Source organism: Enterobacter cloacae complex sp. P14RS (assembly GCF_014895895.1).
Classification (GTDB): domain Bacteria; phylum Pseudomonadota; class Gammaproteobacteria; order Enterobacterales; family Enterobacteriaceae; genus Enterobacter; species Enterobacter bugandensis.
Genome location: NZ_JADBQM010000013.1, coordinates 77980 through 95523, shown reverse-complemented (window position 1 = coordinate 95523; position 17544 = coordinate 77980). Strand labels below are relative to the sequence as shown.

At 57.4% G+C, this 17544-nt stretch carries 17 protein-coding genes; 10 read left to right on the top strand and 7 right to left on the bottom strand.

The window, feature by feature from the left end; translation table 11 throughout:
- Positions 1–11: 11 nt before the first annotated feature.
- The 5 genes from glgA to asd all read right to left on the bottom strand — a co-directional run bounded on the left by glgA (position 12) and on the right by asd (position 8257).
- Positions 12–1445, bottom strand: coding sequence for a glycogen synthase GlgA (glgA, locus tag IM295_RS12215; RefSeq protein WP_041911898.1), 1434 nt, complete (start codon positions 1443–1445; stop codon positions 12–14).
- A complete protein-coding gene (gene glgC / locus IM295_RS12210; RefSeq protein ID WP_028014690.1) occupies positions 1445–2740 on the bottom strand; it encodes a glucose-1-phosphate adenylyltransferase in 1296 nt (431 codons plus the stop codon). Before glgC ends, glgA begins: the two co-directional genes overlap by 1 nt.
- Positions 2741–2757: 17 nt before the next feature.
- Positions 2758–4731, bottom strand: coding sequence for a glycogen debranching protein GlgX (gene glgX / locus IM295_RS12205; RefSeq protein ID WP_193066751.1), 1974 nt, complete (start codon positions 4729–4731; stop codon positions 2758–2760).
- Entirely contained in the window at positions 4728–6914 is a 2187-nt protein-coding gene (glgB, locus tag IM295_RS12200; RefSeq protein WP_045259374.1) for a 1,4-alpha-glucan branching enzyme, read from the bottom strand. The genes glgX and glgB overlap by 4 nt, the downstream gene beginning before the upstream one ends.
- Before the next feature lie 239 nt (positions 6915–7153).
- Positions 7154–8257 (bottom strand): aspartate-semialdehyde dehydrogenase, encoded by a 1104-nt coding sequence (gene asd / locus IM295_RS12195; protein ID WP_022649649.1) that lies wholly within the window; start codon positions 8255–8257, stop codon positions 7154–7156.
- Between the two features lie 177 nt (positions 8258–8434).
- On the opposite strand from asd, the gene yhgN reads away from it, so the two are divergent.
- Positions 8435–9028, top strand: a complete 594-nt coding sequence (gene yhgN / locus IM295_RS12190) for an NAAT family transporter YhgN (protein WP_003861574.1) — start codon at positions 8435–8437, stop codon at positions 9026–9028.
- A 463-nt stretch (positions 9029–9491) separates the two neighbouring features.
- Here yhgN and tusA read toward each other — a convergent pair whose 3' ends face one another.
- Positions 9492–9734 (bottom strand): sulfurtransferase TusA, encoded by a 243-nt coding sequence (gene tusA / locus IM295_RS12185; protein WP_032653764.1) that lies wholly within the window; start codon positions 9732–9734, stop codon positions 9492–9494.
- Between the two features lie 167 nt (positions 9735–9901).
- Between tusA and IM295_RS12180 the strand changes: the two genes are divergently transcribed.
- A complete protein-coding gene (locus tag IM295_RS12180; RefSeq protein WP_028014693.1) occupies positions 9902–10567 on the top strand; it encodes a 7-cyano-7-deazaguanine/7-aminomethyl-7-deazaguanine transporter in 666 nt (221 codons plus the stop codon).
- 72 nt (positions 10568–10639) lie between these two features.
- Positions 10640–11197: a DcrB family lipoprotein gene (locus tag IM295_RS12175; RefSeq protein ID WP_028014694.1), complete on the top strand. Its 558-nt coding sequence runs from the start codon at positions 10640–10642 to the stop codon at positions 11195–11197.
- Between the two features lie 4 nt (positions 11198–11201).
- Here the strand turns inward: IM295_RS12175 and IM295_RS12170 are convergent, their stop codons facing one another.
- On the bottom strand, positions 11202–12419 hold the full coding sequence (locus tag IM295_RS12170; protein ID WP_192979066.1) for an MFS transporter: 1218 nt from the start codon (positions 12417–12419) through the stop codon (positions 11202–11204).
- Between the two features lie 145 nt (positions 12420–12564).
- Here IM295_RS12170 and IM295_RS12165 point away from each other — a divergent pair, with 145 nt between their 5' ends.
- The 7 genes from IM295_RS12165 to IM295_RS12135 all read left to right on the top strand — a co-directional run bounded on the left by IM295_RS12165 (position 12565) and on the right by IM295_RS12135 (position 17538).
- Positions 12565–13614: an AI-2E family transporter gene (locus tag IM295_RS12165; RefSeq protein WP_041911893.1), complete on the top strand. Its 1050-nt coding sequence runs from the start codon at positions 12565–12567 to the stop codon at positions 13612–13614.
- Between the two features lie 319 nt (positions 13615–13933).
- The gene (locus IM295_RS12160) at positions 13934–14323 is read left to right on the top strand and encodes a hypothetical protein (RefSeq protein WP_193066750.1); all 390 of its coding nucleotides are present in this window, start codon (positions 13934–13936) and stop codon (positions 14321–14323) included.
- A gap of 68 nt (positions 14324–14391) precedes the next feature.
- Positions 14392–15456, top strand: coding sequence for a class I SAM-dependent methyltransferase (locus tag IM295_RS12155; protein ID WP_193066749.1), 1065 nt, complete (start codon positions 14392–14394; stop codon positions 15454–15456).
- 47 nt (positions 15457–15503) lie between these two features.
- The gene (locus tag IM295_RS12150; RefSeq protein WP_193066748.1) at positions 15504–16226 is read left to right on the top strand and encodes a beta-ketoacyl synthase chain length factor; all 723 of its coding nucleotides are present in this window, start codon (positions 15504–15506) and stop codon (positions 16224–16226) included.
- The gene (locus IM295_RS12145; protein ID WP_193066747.1) at positions 16223–17038 is read left to right on the top strand and encodes a 1-acyl-sn-glycerol-3-phosphate acyltransferase; all 816 of its coding nucleotides are present in this window, start codon (positions 16223–16225) and stop codon (positions 17036–17038) included. The genes IM295_RS12150 and IM295_RS12145 overlap by 4 nt, the downstream gene beginning before the upstream one ends.
- Positions 17019–17276, top strand: coding sequence for a phosphopantetheine-binding protein (locus IM295_RS12140; RefSeq protein WP_028014701.1), 258 nt, complete (start codon positions 17019–17021; stop codon positions 17274–17276). The genes IM295_RS12145 and IM295_RS12140 overlap by 20 nt, the downstream gene beginning before the upstream one ends.
- A 10-nt stretch (positions 17277–17286) precedes the next feature.
- A complete protein-coding gene (locus IM295_RS12135) occupies positions 17287–17538 on the top strand; it encodes an acyl carrier protein (protein WP_024908875.1) in 252 nt (83 codons plus the stop codon).
- Positions 17539–17544 lie beyond the last annotated feature (6 nt).

Below are 17544 nucleotides of genomic sequence, written 5' to 3'. Positions count from 1 at the left end.
ACTTCGCCTCGTTACATCAAGCGTTGATAAAGATCGCGGTACGACTGCGCCGCAACGTGCCAGCTAAAGTCCATGGACATCGCCTGACGCTGAACGTAACGCCACAGGGATGGACGGGACCACAAGACGAACGCACGCCGAATCGCCCGAAGCAGCGACCAGGCATTACTGTCTTCAAAGACAAACCCGCTGGCGATACCGTCCGCCAGGTTTTCCAGAGAACTATCCGACACCGTATCCGCCAGCCCGCCCGTGCGGCGCACCAGCGGCAGCGTGCCGTATTTCAGACCGTAGAGCTGCGTCAGGCCGCAGGGTTCGAAACGGCTCGGCACCAGAATCACGTCCGCGCCGCCCATAATGCGGTGCGAGAACGCTTCGTGATAGCCAATCTGCACGCCCACCTGCCCCGGATGTTCCGCGGCGGCGGCGAGGAAACCTTCCTGCAGCACCGGGTCGCCCGCGCCGAGCAGCGCCAGCTGTCCACCCTGCTCCAGTAAACCGGGCAGCGCCTCCAGCACCAGATCCAGCCCTTTCTGGCTGGTCAGGCGGCTGACCACCGCAAACAGCGGCACCTTGTCGTTGACCTTCAGCCCCATCGCAATTTGCAGCTGGCGTTTGTTTTCAGCTTTATCTTCCACCGAGTCGCGGCCATAGCGCGCGGCAAGCAGGAGATCGGTTTCAGGGCTCCAGATCTGCTCATCCACGCCGTTCAGAATGCCCGACAGGCGGCCTTCACGATGGCGCTGCTGCAGCAGCCCTTCCAGACCGTAGCCAAACTCCGGCTGGGTAATTTCACGCGCGTAGGTGGGGCTCACCGCCGTGATGTGGTCGGCGTAGTACAGCCCGGCCTTCAGGAACGAAATTTGCCCGTTGAACTCCAGCCCGTGCATGTTATAGAACGACCATGGCAGATCGATGTCATTCATATGATGCGCATAGTACATGCCCTGATACGCCAGGTTGTGCACCGTAAACACCGATTTTGCCGGATGCCCTTTTGCCGCCAGATACGCTGGCGTCAGCCCGGCGTGCCAGTCGTGCGCGTGGACCACATCCGGACGCCAGAATGGATCCAGCCCGACGGCCATCTCCGCCCCCACCCAGCCGAGCAGCGCAAAGCGCAGCACGTTGTCGGTATAGGCGAACAGGTTGGTATCGTGATACGGGCTGCCCGGACGGTCGTAAAGATGCGGCGCGTCGATCAGGTAGATCCCTACGCCGTTGTAGTGCCCAAACAGCAGGGTGATGCGTCCGGCAAACGTTTCACGGCGGGTCACGACCTTTGCATCAGGTATGCCGCGCCGGATATCCGGGAAGGCGGGCAGCAGGACGCGGGTATCGACTCCACCGGCGATTTGCGCCGCCGGTAATGCACCAAGAACATCCGCCAGGCCGCCCGTTTTTAACAACGGGAACATCTCAGAACATACGTGTAAAACCTGCATCATCGCTCCTGTTTGATCTGCAGCTTCCGCAACATTTCCCGTGTGACTAACACGATCCCCTCTTCAGAACGGTAGAAGCGACGCGCATCTTCTTCCGCGTTTTCACCAATCACCATTCCCTCAGGAATGACGCAGGCACGGTCGATCACGCAGCGACGCAGACGACACGAACGCCCTACCCAGACATCCGGCAGCAGAACCGCCGAATCGATATTACAGAATGAGTTTATACGCACGCGCGGGAACAGCACGGACTGCACCACCACCGAACCGGAGATGATGCACCCGCCGGAGACCAGCGAGTTCAGGGTCATGCCGTGGCTGCCGGAGCGGTCCTGCACGAACTTCGCCGGCGGCAGGGATTCCATGTGGGTACGAATCGGCCAGTTCTGGTCGTACATATCCAGCTCAGGCGTCACGGACGCCAGATCGAGGTTGGCTTTCCAGTACGCTTCCAGGGTTCCCACATCGCGCCAGTAAGGCTCCGCATTCGGATCGGACTGCACGCAGGACAATGGGAAGGGATGTGCATAGGCCATGCCAGCTTTGGTGATTTTCGGGATGATGTCTTTACCGAAGTCGTGGCTGGAGCTTTCGTCTTTGTCGTCTTCTTCGAGCAGCTCATAAAGATAATCTGCATCAAAGACATAGATCCCCATGCTGGCGAGCGATTTGGTGTCATCGCCCGGCATGGTTGGCGGGTTCGCCGGTTTTTCAACGAAGTCGATAATCTTATCGTCCGCATCCACGTGCATCACGCCAAACGCCGTCGCCTCGGCAACGGGCACCGGCAGACACGCCACGGTGCAGCGCGCCCCTTTTTCGACGTGGTCGATCAGCATGTGCGAGTAATCCTGCTTGTAGATGTGGTCACCCGCGAGGATCACGATGTATTCCGCGCTGTAGCGGCGAATAATGTCGAGGTTCTGGGTCACCGCATCCGCCGTGCCGCGGTACCAGTTTTCCCCGTGTACGCGCTGCTGCGCCGGGAGCAGATCGACAAACTCGTTCATCTCTTCGCTGAAGAATGACCAGCCGCGCTGAATGTGCTGCACCAGGGTGTGCGACTGATACTGAGTAATGACGCCAATGCGGCGAATGCCCGAGTTCAGGCAGTTTGAGAGCGCAAAGTCGATAATGCGGAACTTACCACCAAAGTGAACGGCCGGCTTGGCGCGCTTGATGGTCAAATCTTTCAGACGGGTACCACGCCCGCCCGCAAGTATCAGGGCAACGGTTTTTAATGGTAGCTGGCGCGCCAACATTAACGGATCGTTCTTCTCTAATCTAACCATGACTAACTCCTTTTTTATCATCTTTGGAATACGCACACTCCGTGCGCAGGCCCGTGCCAGACAGCCATTACTACCGGATTATCCGCTCCGGCAAAGGGGGGAACAGCTCGCCACTCCCCGTCAGGTAAAACAATCTCTGCGACGTCGTCCGTCGCGTTCAGCGTCACCAGCCACTTATCCGAAAGCAGGATTTGCAGGCAGGTGATGCCGTGTTGCCACTCTTGCGCGCTCAACGGCTGCGCGTCTTTATTCAGCCAGCTAACGTTGCCGTCGCCCTCTTCCCACCAGCTGTCGGCGGTAAGGGCGGGGATCTGCTGGCGAAGGTGGATCAGCGCCGCGGTGAAATGGGTCAACCCGCTGTTCGCCTCCCCCCAGTCGAGCCAGGTTAAGGTATTGTCCTGGCAATAGGCGTTGTTATTGCCGTGCTGGCTGTGGCCGTGCTCGTCGCCCGCCAGCAGCATCGGCGTGCCCTGAGACAGCAAAAGCGTCGTCAGCAGCGCATGAACGCTGGCGCGTCGCCGCTCGATCACATCCAGACTTCCGCCTAACCCTTCTATACCATGATTGAAGCTATGGTTATTGTTAGTGCCATCGCGATTCTCTTCGCCGTTGGCCTCATTGTGTTTCTGATTGAAACAAACGCAGTCGCGCAGCGTAAAACCGTCATGCGCCGTCACCAGGTTGATGGTGGCCGACGGACGTTTTCCGTCGCGCTTAAAGAGATCGCTGGAGCCGGCAAAGCGTCCGGCGAACTCGCCCAGCGACAGATCGCGCGCCAGCCAGAAGCGGCGGATGGCATCGCGGTAGTGGTCGTTCCACTCGGCAAACAGCGGCGGGAAGTTCCCCACCTGATAACCGCCTTCACCAATGTCCCAGGGTTCCGCAATCAGCTTCACCGTTGAGAGCACCGGGCAGTTTTTTATCGCCTCAAACAGCGGCGCCTGCTGGCTAAATGCTGGAGTGCGCCCCATCACGGGCGCCAGGTCGAAACGAAAACCGTCCACGTGGAACGTTTCAACCCAGTATTTCAGGCATTCGTACGCGTAATGCGTAACGGCCGGATGGCTGAGGTTGAGGGTGTTACCGCACCCGGTCCAGTTCTCGTAATCGCCATCTTCCCTGATCCAATAATAGCTACGGTTATCGATTCCGCGCTGTGAGAGCGTCGGGCCGTCAAGATCGCTTTCCGCACTGTGGTTCAGCACCACGTCCAGAATGACCTCAATGCCCGCGGCGTGGAGTGCCTTCACCGCGTCGCGAAACTCGTCCCGCGCTTTCTCCGGATGCACCGCGTAGCGCGGGTCGAGAGCGAACATCGCCAGCGGGTTGTAGCCCCAGTAGTTGCTTAACCCAAGACGCTGAAGACGCGGCTCGCTGGCGAAATGCGCCACCGGAAGCAGCTCCAGCGCGGTGATGCCCAAATGCTTCAGGTAAGCGACCATGGTCGGATGCCCCAGCGCTTTGTAGGTGCCGCGCATCTCTTTGGGGATCGACGGGTGCAGGTAGGTCAGCCCTTTGACGTGCGCTTCATAGATGACGGTGTTACCCCACGGCGTGCGCGGCGGGGCATCGTCTTCCCAGTCGTAGAGATCGTGCACCACCGCGCTTTTCGGCGCGACGGGCTCGCTGTCGCGGTGGTCCGGTTCGCCGTAGCCGACGTGGAACAGCGGGTCGTCTTTAAACTCGCCGTCCACGCGGCGCGCGCACGGGTCAATCAGCAGCTTCGCCGGGTTAAACCAGTGCCCCTGAGAAGGCTCCCACGGGCCGTGTACGCGAAAACCGTAGTGCATTCCCGGACGCCCGCCGGACAGGTAACCGTGCCAGATGTCTCCCGTGCGGGACGGTAAATCGTAACGGTGCTCGTTACCCTCCCCGTCAAACACGCAGAGCTCCACCCGCTCCGCGTGAGCAGAAAAGAGCGTGAAGTTCACCCCCTTTCCGTCAAAACTCGCGCCGAGCGGTTCGGGTTTACCTGCCGTAAGCTGCGTCATTCTCCCTCCCGCATCAGCCAGATGGTGCCAAGCGGCGGCAGCGTCAGGCTCAGGGAGTTTGGACGCCCGTGGCTTTCAATCGCATCGCTCTGCACCAGCCCGCCATTACCGGCGTTACTGCCGTGGTAATGCATGGAATCGGTATTCAGGATCTCGCGCCATTTGCCCGGCTGGTTAATGCCGAAGCGGTAGTGTTCGCGCGGCACCGGCGTGAAGTTGCTGGCGACGATAATCTCGTTGCCCGCTTTATCGCGACGTACAAAGACAAACACCGAGCGCTCGTGGTCGTCCACCACCAGCCACTCAAAGCCGTAAGGGTCGAAGTCCAGCTCGTGTAGCGCTTTGTGGTGGCGGTAGGTCAGGTTCAGGTCGCGCACCAGACGCTGTACGCCGTGGTGCCAGTTGTCGCCGCCCTCCAGCAGATGCCAGTCGAGGCTGGTGTCGTGGTTCCACTCGCGACCCTGGGCGAACTCATTGCCCATAAACAGCAGCTTTTTGCCCGGGAAGGCAAACATCCAGCCGTAGTAGGCGCGCAGGTTGGCAAACTTCTGCCACGCGTCGCCCGGCATGCGGTCGAGAATGGATTTTTTGCCGTGCACCACTTCATCGTGCGACAGCGGCAGCATGAAGTTTTCGGTGTAGTTGTAGAGCAGCCCGAAGGTGAGCTTATCGTGGTGATACTGACGATAAACCGGGTCGAGCTTCATGTAGTCGAGCGTATCGTGCATCCAGCCCAGGTTCCACTTGTACCAGAACCCCAGGCCGCCTGATGACGGAGGGCGGGAGACGCCCGCAAAGTCCGTCGACTCTTCCGCCATGGTCACGGCGCCTTCCACCTGCTCGCCGATGATGCGGTTAGTGTTGCGCAGAAACTCAATCGCTTCGAGGTTTTCACGGCCGCCATACTCGTTCGGGATCCACTCCCCCTCTTTGCGGCTGTAGTCGCGGTAGATCATCGAGGCCACCGCATCCACGCGCAGGGCATCAATGCCGAAGCGTTCGATCCAGTACAGCGCATTCCCCACCAGGTAATTCGACACTTCACGGCGACCGTAGTTGTAGATCAGCGTGTTCCAGTCCTGGTGATAGCCTTCGCGCGGGTCGCTGTGCTCGTACAGCTTCGTGCCGTCGAACTCTGCCAGCGCAAAATCGTCCGACGGGAAATGGCCCGGGACCCAGTCGAGGATCACGTTCAGCCCGGCGGCGTGCGCGGCATCAATGAAATAACGGAAATCATCGCGCGTGCCGAAGCGCCGCGTGGGCGCATACAGCCCGGTGGGCTGATAGCCCCAGCTGCCGTCGAACGGGTGCTCGTTAACCGGCAGCAGTTCGAGGTGGGTAAAGCCCATCCATTTGGCGTACGGCACCAACTGGTCGGCGAGCTCCCGGTAGCTGAGCCAGAAGTTGTTGTCCGTGTGGCGGCGCCAGGAGCCGAGATGCACTTCGTAAACGGAGATCGGCGCATCAAAGCGGTTGGCCTGCTTGCGCTCCTCGGTCTGGACGACCTTCTCCGGCAGACCGCAGATCAGCGATGCGGTATCCGGGCGCATCTGCGCCTCAAAGGCGTACGGGTCGGCTTTAATGCGCAGCTTGCCGTGCGCGTCGATCATCTCAAATTTGTAGAGCTGGCCGTTATGTGCCCCGGGGATAAACAGCTCCCAGATGCCCGTCTCACGGCGCAGGCGCATCGGGTGGCGGCGACCGTCCCAGTAGTTGAACTGCCCAACGACGGAGACGCGCTGGGCGTTTGGCGCCCATACGGCAAAGCGCGTGCCGGTGATACCGTCCATGGTATCCGCATGGGCACCCAGCGTTTCGTAGGGGCGTAAATGGGTCCCTTCGGACAGCAGCCAGGCGTCCATCTCTTTTAAGAGCGGCCCAAAGCTGTAGGGATCGTCAATCAGGTTTTGCTGGCCGTGCCAGATAACGGCAAGCTGATAGCGAAAGGGGTTTTTACGGCGGGGCATGACGCCCGAGAAGAAGCCGCGCGAGTCGAGGCATTCCAGATTACCCACCTTGCGGCCGGTTTTGGGTTCGATAACCCACACTTCTGTCGCATCCGGCAACAGCGCCCGAACTTCCAGTCCGGCCTCTGTACGGTGCATCCCTAGCACAGAAAAGGGGTCAGCAAAATGACCCGCAATAAGCGCATTAATCACGTCTCTCGAAATACGATCGGACATGGTATTCATCCTGTTTTTTTATGTCGCCCTTTTTACGCGCTCCGGGACGACTTTTAATGTGACCTAAACGGTGCAGTTGATCCTCTCTGCTCCGCCCTACCCTCAGGTGAGAAATAAATCTTCCTTAAAGCATAGCCAACGTCGTGGTTCCTCCTGATAAAAAATAAGACATCTGCGTTTTACTCCATGTAGTACGCAAAAAAAGGGGGTGACAATCACCCCCCGTGTTTAACAAATTATTACGCCAGCTGGCGCAGCATGCGGCGCAGCGGCTCGGCGGCCCCCCACAACAGCTGGTCGCCGACGGTGAACGCGGAGAGATACTCAGGCCCCATGTTCAGCTTGCGCAGGCGGCCAACCGGTGTGGTCAGCGTGCCGGTAACGGCAGCCGGGGTCAGTTCACGCATGGTGATATCGCGATCGTTTGGTACCACTTTCGCCCACGGGTTGTGCGCGGCCAGCAGCTCTTCCACGGTCGGAATAGACACATCTTTTTTCAGTTTAATGGTGAAGGCCTGGCTGTGGCAGCGCAGCGCGCCGATACGCACGCACAGACCGTCAACCGGAATGGTATTCGCGGTGGCGAGAATTTTGTTGGTCTCCGCCTGGCCCTTCCACTCTTCGCGGGTCTGGCCGTTATCCAGCTGTTTGTCGATCCACGGGATCAGACCGCCGGCCAGCGGTACGCCAAAGTTATCCACCGGCAGCTCGCCGCTGCGGGTCAGCTGAGTGACTTTGCGCTCGATGTCGAGGATGGCGGACGCCGGGTTTGCCAGCTCGGTCGCGACGCTTTGGTGCAGCTGGCCCATCTGGGTCAGCAGCTCGCGCATATGGCGCGCGCCGCCGCCGGACGCGGCCTGATAGGTCGCCACGGAGACCCACTCCACCAGGTCCTGCGCGAACAGGCCGCCGAGTGACATCAGCATCAGGCTGACGGTGCAGTTACCGCCAACAAAGGTTTTCACGCCGTTGTTCAGGCCGTCGGTGATGACGTCCTGGTTAACCGGGTCGAGAATAATGATGGCATCGTCTTTCATGCGCAGTGAAGAGGCCGCGTCAATCCAGTAGCCCTGCCAGCCGCTTTCACGCAGCTTTGGATAGATTTCGTTGGTATAATCGCCGCCCTGGCAGGTCACAATAATGTCGAGTGCCTTCAGCGCTTCCAGATCGTAAGCGTCCTGCAACGTGCCTGTGGTACCACCAAAGGACGGAGCAGCCTGGCCGAGCTGGGAAGTGGAGAAGAAGACCGGGCGGATAGCGTCGAAATCGCGCTCTTCAACCATGCGTTGCATGAGTACAGAGCCGACCATACCGCGCCAGCCGATGAAACCAACGTTTTTCATAGCATTTTTTTCCTGCTGAGGGTGTGTGCTGATTGTGCAAGCCAGTATTGAACTGGGATATGCTTCACATTACAAAATGCTGCCAAAGTCGCAAGCGAAATTAATCGATGATTGCCCGGCAATCAGAAATACAGCTAATTATCATAATAACCATAGAGAGTTTCAGGGATAATTTACATGAGTGAAATCATTTCAGCAGCGGTTTTATTGATCCTGATAATGGATCCACTGGGCAACCTGCCCATCTTCATGTCGGTGCTGAAGCACACCGAGCCGAAGCGCCGCCGGGCGATCATGATCCGCGAGTTGCTTATTGCCCTGCTGGTGATGTTTATCTTCCTATTTGCCGGTGAAAAAATCCTTGCGTTCCTGAACCTGCGCGCCGAAACGGTCTCCATTTCCGGTGGGATTATTCTGTTCCTGATTGCCATCAAGATGATCTTCCCGAGCGCCGAAGGCAGCAGCAGCGGCCTGCCCGCAGGCGAAGAGCCGTTTATCGTGCCGCTGGCGATTCCCCTCGTCGCGGGGCCAACCATTCTGGCGACGCTGATGCTGCTGTCGCATCAGTATCCGAATCAGATGAGCCATCTGGTGATTGCCCTGCTGATTGCCTGGGGCGGAACATTTATTATTCTGCTGCAGTCGTCGCTGTTCCTGCGCCTGCTGGGTGAGAAAGGGGTGAACGCGCTGGAGCGTCTGATGGGGCTGATTCTGGTAATGATGGCGACGCAGATGTTCCTGGACGGCATCCGGGCGTGGATGAAAGGCTAGCAAGGTAAAAGCAAAATGGCCACTGCGTGGCCATTTTTAGTGTTTGCCCCCTCTCCCCGTGGGCTGAGGGTTCCCCAGTAATTTTTAAGCAGAAGCATTAACGTTGTTTCAGAACGATTTAAGGCTTTCTGCGATGCTCTGGTCCGGCTGTAAATCGCTGAGGCGTTTCCTGAAGGCCGGGGCGAGGCGCATGGATGCGCCGAGAGGGCGGGCTTTACAGGGATGTTACCTCCGCCCGTCCCCGATAAGCCGAAAGGAATTAGCCGAAGGTACCGCGTAGCGGCGATTTACCGCCGGGAGCCCGGGTAGCCAGGGCGGTGGCGATTGAGCCGCCCTGGCACGTTCACCGAAACAGCATTTACAGAGTAGCAAGGAACATAAAGTGAACGGAATGACCACCACTGCCGTATGTTCCCCTCACCCTCAACCTCTCCCCAAAGAAGTGAGGGCCACTCAGCGATGGTTAACCCTTACGAATCAAATACCGATACGGCAGCGTTTCCGTCTGCTGTGCCACCAGTTCATGCTCCATAAAGGTACAAAAACCGGGAATATCGCGCGTGGTGGCCGGATCGTCAGCAATAATCAGCAGCGTTTCACCGGTCTGCATGTTACGCACGGTCTTACGTACCATCATTACCGGCTCCGGGCAGCGAAGGCCCTGGGCATCAAGGGTGTGGTCTGGGCTGGAAAACAGGTCGGTCATGATCTTCTCGGTCAGATAAAAACGGCAGTAGTTTACGCCCCGGCGCGGGCAATGCAAACCAGGTTAACGATTGCGCAAAAACTAACCATTGCAAAGTCCAGCCAAAGCAGTATCATGCTGCGGTTTTTATTGGGTTCCCTCACCCCAACGTATAAAAAGGTCACAATATGACGCAGTTCTCTGAATCACAGCGCGTAAAAGCGTTGTTCTGGCTTTCGCTTTTCCATTTGCTGGTGATCACCTCCAGCAACTACCTGGTGCAGCTCCCGATCTCCATTTTTGGTTTTCATACCACCTGGGGCGCGTTCAGCTTTCCGTTTATTTTCCTCGCCACCGATCTGACCGTGCGTATCTTCGGCGCACCGCTGGCTCGCCGCATTATCTTTGCGGTCATGCTTCCGGCGCTGTTCATCTCGTACGTGATCTCCTCCCTGTTTTACATGGGAAGCTGGCAGGGCTTTGAGGCGCTGACACACTTCAACCTGTTTGTCGCCCGTATCGCCGCGGCAAGCTTTATGGCCTACGCGCTGGGGCAGATCCTCGACGTGCACGTGTTTAACCGCCTGCGTCAGAATCACCGCTGGTGGATGGCGCCGACCGCGTCCACGCTGTTCGGCAACGTGAGCGATACGCTGGCCTTCTTCTTCATCGCCTTCTGGCGCAGCCCGGATGCCTTTATGGCCGAGCACTGGATGGAGATCGCGCTGGTGGATTACTGCTTCAAGGTGCTCATCAGCATTGTTTTCTTCCTGCCGATGTACGGCGTGCTGCTGAATATGCTGCTGAAAAGGCTGGCAGATAAATCTGAAATCACGGCATTGCAGGCTGGTTAAGGGTTCGCTTTATCAGTTGTGATAAGATGGGTGAATGAGCCGCTATGGCCGTTTATCGAAAGGAAGAAGTCAATGCGCAATCTGGTTAAATATGTCGGGATTGGCCTGCTGGTTGTGGGTCTTGCAGCCTGTGATAACAGCGACACGAAAACGCCTGCTCAGGGCGCATCCGCAGAAAGCAACGCGACCGGTCAGCCGGTGAATCTGATGGATGGCAAACTCAGTTTCTCTCTGCCAGCCGATATGACTGACCAGAGCGGCAAGCTGGGCACCCAGGCGAATAACATGCACGTTTACTCCGACGCAACCGGCCAGAAAGCGGTCATTGTGATTGTGGGCGACGACACCAGCGAAGACCTGGCCGTTCTGTCCAAACGTCTGGAAGATCAGCAGCGCGGCCGCGATCCGCAGCTGCAGGTGGTAACCAATAAATCCATCGAGCTGAAAGGCCATAAGCTGCAGCAGCTGGACAGCATCATCTCCGCGAAAGGCCAGACCGCCTGGTCTTCTGTGGTGCTGGGCAAGGTTGATAACAAACTGCTGACCCTGCAGATCACCCTGCCAGCGGAAGATCAGCAGAAAGCGCAGACGGCTGCTGAAAACATCATTAACACCATCGTGATCCAGTAACCCTTCACGACGATGACGTGGCCTCCGGTGCCGGCACCGGGGGCCATTTTTTTAGCCGCCACGTCAGCAGCAGGGCAATTATCACCAGACCCGCCGCGGCAAGATAGATCACCGGTACCCCCGCCCAGGCCATCACCAGCCCCGCCAGCGGCCCGGTAATGCCTAAAGACATATCCATAAATACCGTATAGGTCGCCAGCGCCGCCCCCTGGTTCTGCTGCGGCACCGCTTTAACCGCCACCACGCCCAGCGCCGGGAAGACCAGCGAGAAACCGGCTCCCGCCAGGAAGACGCCAATTTTCGCCATCCAGGGCGCGCTGGCGATGCCGGTTAACAGCAGCCCGACAATCTCTACCGTAAAGCAGATCATCGCCACGTTCAGCCCGCCCAGACGGTTGATACCGTTCGGGAAAAGCAGGCGTGCGCCAACAAACGCACCGCTGAAGAGGGTTAACGCAAAGGCCGCGCCCTCCCAGCCTTTGGCGTCATAAAACAGGGTAATGAAGGTCGCAATGACGCCGAAGCCGGTGGTCGCCAGGGCCAGCGCCATGCCGTACGGCCAGACGCGCCCCAGCACGGCCCGAAACGGCAGCGGCTTGCCCTTGCTGGCCTTCACCTTCGGGCGCGGCAGCGCAAACAGTATCGCCACAAGCGCGACCGCTATAATGGTCAGCGACAGTCCATACAGACCGCCAAAGGCGTAACAGGCCACGCCAAGCGGCGCGCCGAGCGCCATCGCCCCGTAGGTGACGATCCCGTTCCACGAGATAACCCGGCCAATGTGTGGTGCACCGACAACCCCCACACCCCATAGCGTCGAGCCGGTTCCTGCCAGGCTTTGCCCAATCCCGAGAATGACGCGGCCCAGGCAAAGCAGCGCCAGGCTGACCAGCGGCCAGTGGCTGGTAGCGGCAGCCAGCAGGTAGCTCAGACCACTGAGGAAACAGCCGCACAATCCCACTACCACGATGCTTTTGGGACCGAACAGGTCGGCGTAGCGCCCGGCGTGCGGGCGGCTAAGGAGCGTGGCGAAATACTGCAGGCTGATGACCAGCCCCGCCCAGAACGCGCTAAAACCCATCACGTCATGGACGTAGCCCGGCAGAACCGCCAGCGGCAGGCCGATCGTTAAATAGCTGGCAAAGTTGAAGATAACGACGGAAACAATGCGCAGATTGAGGCGCAATCCGCTCAGCGCCGGTTCGGCGGCAGGTTCTGGCATGGGGTTCTACCTGAATTTTTTGCAACAGTGTTTCACTATTACCACGGAGCAATAAGAAAATCAGCCCCGACTTTCAGATTATCGGTGCCAGACGAAGCGGCCCTAAGGCACTACACTTATCGGGTCATCTTATTAAGGAACGCGCATGTTAGCTCCCCAGCCTGATAAAGCAGGACTCCACATCTTATTAAAACTCGCCTGTCTGGTGGTTATCCTTGCGGGTATACATGCTGCCGCTGACATTATCGTCCAGCTCCTGCTGGCGCTCTTTTTTGCCATTGTCCTCAATCCGCTGGTGACCTGGTTTTTACGCCGGGGCGTGAGCCGCCCGGTGGCCATCACCATCGTGGTTATCGTGATGCTGATTGGCCTGACGGCGCTCTTCGGCGTACTGGCGGCATCGCTGAGCGAATTCTCCACCATGTTGCCGCAGTACAATAAAGAGCTGACGCGTAAAATCGTCGCGCTGCAGGAGATGATGCCCTTTCTTAACCTGCATATTTCACCAGAGCGGATGCTGCGCAGGATGGATTCCGAGAAGGTCATGACCTACGCCACCACGCTGATGACCGGTCTTTCCGGCGCGATGGCCAGCATACTGCTGCTGGTCATGACGGTGGTGTTTATGCTGTTCGAAGTGCGCCATGTTCCGTATAAGCTGCGCTTTGCTTTAAATAACCCGCAAATACACATTGCCGGCCTACACCGCGCCTTAAAGGGCGTCTCCAAATATCTGGCGCTGAAAACGCTGCTAAGCGTCTGGACCGGGATTATTGTCTGGCTGGGGCTGATGCTGATGGATGTTCAGTTCGCGCTGATGTGGGGGGTGCTGGCGTTTTTGCTGAACTACGTGCCGAATATTGGCGCGGTGCTTTCCGCCGTGCCGCCGATGATTCAGGCGTTTCTGTTTAACGGTTTCTACGAATGTATGCTGGTCGGAGCGCTGTTCCTCGTCGTGCATATGGTGCTGGGCAACATTCTTGAACCGCGCATGATGGGGCACCGGCTGGGCATGTCGACGCTGGTGGTGTTTTTATCCTTGCTGATTTGGGGATGGCTGCTGGGCCCTGTCGGCATGCTGCTGTCGGTCCCGCTGACCAGCGTATGTAAAATCTGGATGGAAACCACCAAAGGGGGCAGCAAGCTGGCGATCCTGCTTGGGCCGGGGCGGCCGAAAAGCCGGTTGCCGGGGTAACGTATCTGTCTGTATAAACGGGTTTATACCGTCAAATACCGCGACGCTCACCGTCGCGGTATTTTTATTTGCGTTAAGGCTTATTCCTTCCGTTTTTTATCAACTCATCCAGATTTCGCTTAAATGCAACACCCCTTAAATCAAATTAAAAAAAACGGAATGATTAATTATTTTGCGTGATATTATACCCCGCCTTAGCGACGACGTAATGTAAACATTAATATTGATTAAAAACACACCTGACTTAATCCCTAAGCCTGGTGATGCTTATTTGTAAAAAACACTACCTTTAATTGTTATTATTTATATGGAGTTGTTGATGAAAAAGCTCGTTAAATGGTGCGCTGCCGCCGTATTCGTTGGCGCACTGGCTGGCTGTGCGCGTACCGCCCCTATCGCTCAGGTTCACTCTGTCGTGAGCGCGGGTCATACTGCCGATCAGGTGAAAACAGCCATTTTGAAAGCAGGCCAGAAGCGTGACTGGATCATGACGGAAGCGGGCCCGGGCGTGATTAAGGGCCGTCTGCAGGCACGCGATCACTCGGTCCAGGTGCGTATTCCCTACTCTGCGACAAGTTATTCAATTAATTACGAAAGCAGCCTGAACCTGAAAGCGGAAGACGGTAAAATTCACAAAAATTATAACCGCTGGGTGAACAACCTCGACCATGATATTCAGCTGAACCTTTCTGCGGGTGCCGCGCTGTAATATTTTTCTAAAGTCGGGCCGGACATGGCCCGATAACCTCATTTCTTACCCTGAAAGGTTACGCAACAATGTACGAAAAGGACACGCTCAGCGCGCTGGATGCCATTACCGAAGCGCAACGCATCGCTTTTGCGCCGATGTTATTTCAGACCGCGCTTTGTCTGCGTAACTCGGGCGTTCTCGCCTGGCTCGATAAACAGGGTAATAAGGGGGCGAGCCTCGACGAAATAACCGAAAACAGTACACTGAGCAGTTATGCCGTCAGCGTATTGTTAGACATGGGATTAAGCGGGCGGATAATTACTTATAAAGAAGGTCGTTATTTCCTGGCGAAAGTGGGCCATTTCTTACTCCACGATACCATGACCCGCGTTAATATGGATTTCACGCAGGACGTCTGTTACCAGGGGTTATTTTATCTGGCCGATGCCCTGCAGAAAGAAAAACCGGCTGGATTATCCGTGTTTGGCGACTGGCCAACCATCTATCCGGCTTTATCCCAGCTTCCTGCCCCGGCAAAAGAGAGCTGGTTTGCCTTCGATCATTACTATTCCGACGCCGCTTTTGACGCTGCGTTGCCATATATATTCGCAAGCTCGCCGACAAAATTGTACGATGTGGGCGGAAATACAGGTAAATGGTCGTTACGCTGCTGCCGCTATGACGACAATGTTGCCGTGACGATCCTCGATCTCCCGCAGCAGATAGCGCTGGCGCAGGAAAACATCGAAAAAGCAGGTTTTTCTCATCGTATTGGATTCCATGCTGTCGATATGCTTAGTTCGTCGGCATTGCCGGGAGATGCCGACGTCTGGTGGATGAGCCAGTTCCTCGACTGTTTCTCTCCGGATCAGATTGTCGCCATGCTGACGCGCGTCGCAGAGGTCATGAAGCCTGGCGCACGGTTGTGCATCATGGAGCTTTTCTGGGATGCCCAGAAATATGAAGCGGCGGCTTTCAGCCTGAATGCCACCTCGCTCTATTTCACCTGTATGGCGAATGGCAATAGCCGGTTTTACAGCGTAGAGAAGTTTTATCACTACCTGGAAAGGGCGGGCTTCAGCATAGCACAGCGGCTGGATAACCTTGGGGTAGGTCATACCCTGTTAATTTGCACCAAACGTGAACAATAGCGCAGCCTGGCTGCCCTTTGAATACGGTATTCCGCGGACGCGCGTAGATGAAATTTTCACTGAACATTATTGACTGGCAGGCAAGAGCGCCAGGACTAAGCGATGCCGCAGAGTGGCAGGCGTGGTCGCGCCTGCAGTCGACCATCGACCCGACGGCTCCTCTACCCCGCCTGACCGCGTTACCCATGATGACCGCGCGCCGCCTTAACTCAGGCAGTAAGCTGGCGGTGGATATTGGTCTTGCCATGCTGCAAAGCCACGCCATAGACGCCGTCGTCTATTCCAGCCGCCACGGCGAGCTGGAGCGCAATTACCGTATTCTGCATACGCTGGCGACCGGGCAGGCCGTCTCGCCTACCGACTTCGCCATGTCCGTGCACAATTCCGCGGTGGGCAATCTCACGATCGCCGCTCGCCAGCCTGTTGTCTCATCATCCATTTCCGCCGGGCTGGACACCTTCCAGCAGGCCCTGTGTGAAGTGCTGAGCCTGCTGCATGCGGGCTACTCCCGCGTCCTGCTGGTGGATTTTGACGGCGCGCTGCCGGAATTTTACCATCCGGCGTTACCGCCGCATATGCCTACCTGGCCGTACGCGGTGGCGCTGGTGATTGAAGCCGGCAGCGAATGGCAGTGCGAAACCCGCAACGGCAGCACGGGCGAGGAAGCCGCCCTGCCGCAAAGCCTGATGTTCCTGCAACGCTATCTCCGTGAGGAACGGCAGTTTGTGGTGCCCGGCGAACGTTTGCTGTGGCAGTGGGCGCGCCAATGAACCGCCTGACCGCCCGGATCAACTGGCTATGGCGTCTGGCTATGACCGGATTCTGCTTCGTGCTGTTTGGCGCGGGCGGGCTGCTGTTGTCGCTGGTCTGGTTCAACCTGCTGCTGATTGCCCAGCGCGATCGCGCCAAACGCCGTCGCCTGGCGCGCCGCAGCATCGCGGCCAGCTTCCGCTTCTTCTTAATCGTTGCCCGCGGCACCGGGGTGCTGGACTATCGCATCCACAATCTTGATGCCCTGCGCGGCGATCGGGGCTGCCTGGTGGTGGCTAACCACCCTACGTTAATTGACTACGTGATTCTGGCGTCGGTAATGCCCGAAACCGACTGTCTGGTGAAAAGCGCGCTGCTGCGCAATCCGTTTGTCAGCGGCGTTATCCGCGCGGCAGATTATCTGATTAACAGCGAAGCCGAGCCCCTGCTCACCGCCAGCCAGCAGCGTCTGGCCCAGGGCGACACGCTGTTAATCTTCCCGGAAGGGACGCGTACCCGCCCAGGTGAGGCGATGTCCCTCCAGCGCGGCGCGGCAAATATCGCCGTGCGCTGCCGCAGCGATCTGCGGATCGTACTCATCCACTGCAGCGAGCACCTGCTGGATAAAAAAAGCCGCTGGTATGATGTACCGCCCGCAAAACCTGTCTTTACCGTCGATGTGCGCGATCGCGTGAACATCGACGAATTTTACGATGCAAGGCAACAAGAACCGGCACTGGCGGCAAGGCAGTTAAACCGGCACCTGCAGCATCGATTAACATCAGGCCTTCAATCTTTGTCAGGAATTAATGATGCAAGCGCTTTATCTTGAAATTAAGAATCTCATTATCACCACGCTGAATCTGGACGAGCTTACCGCAGAGGATATTGATACCGATGCCGCGCTGTTTGGCGACGGGCTGGGTCTCGACTCTATCGACGCGCTGGAGCTGGGTCTGGCGGTGAAAAACCAGTATGGCGTGGTGCTTTCTGCCGAAAGCGAAGAGATGCGCCAGCACTTCTTTTCCGTCGCCACCCTGGCGTCCTTTATCCACGCCCAACGCGCCTGAGATGTGAACTATGACCGAACAAGAAACCATTTATCAGGAAGTCTGCGGCCTTCTGACCAAACTCTTTGAAATCGACCCGCAGGACATTACGCCCGAAGCCCGTCTTTACGAAGACCTGGAGCTGGACAGCATTGACGCGGTGGACATGATTGTCCATCTGCAGAAGAAAACCGGTAAGAAAATCAAGCCGGAAACCTTCAAATCGGTTCGTACCGTTCAGGATGTGGTAGACGCCGTCGAACAGCTGCTGCGCGAAGAGTAAGACACC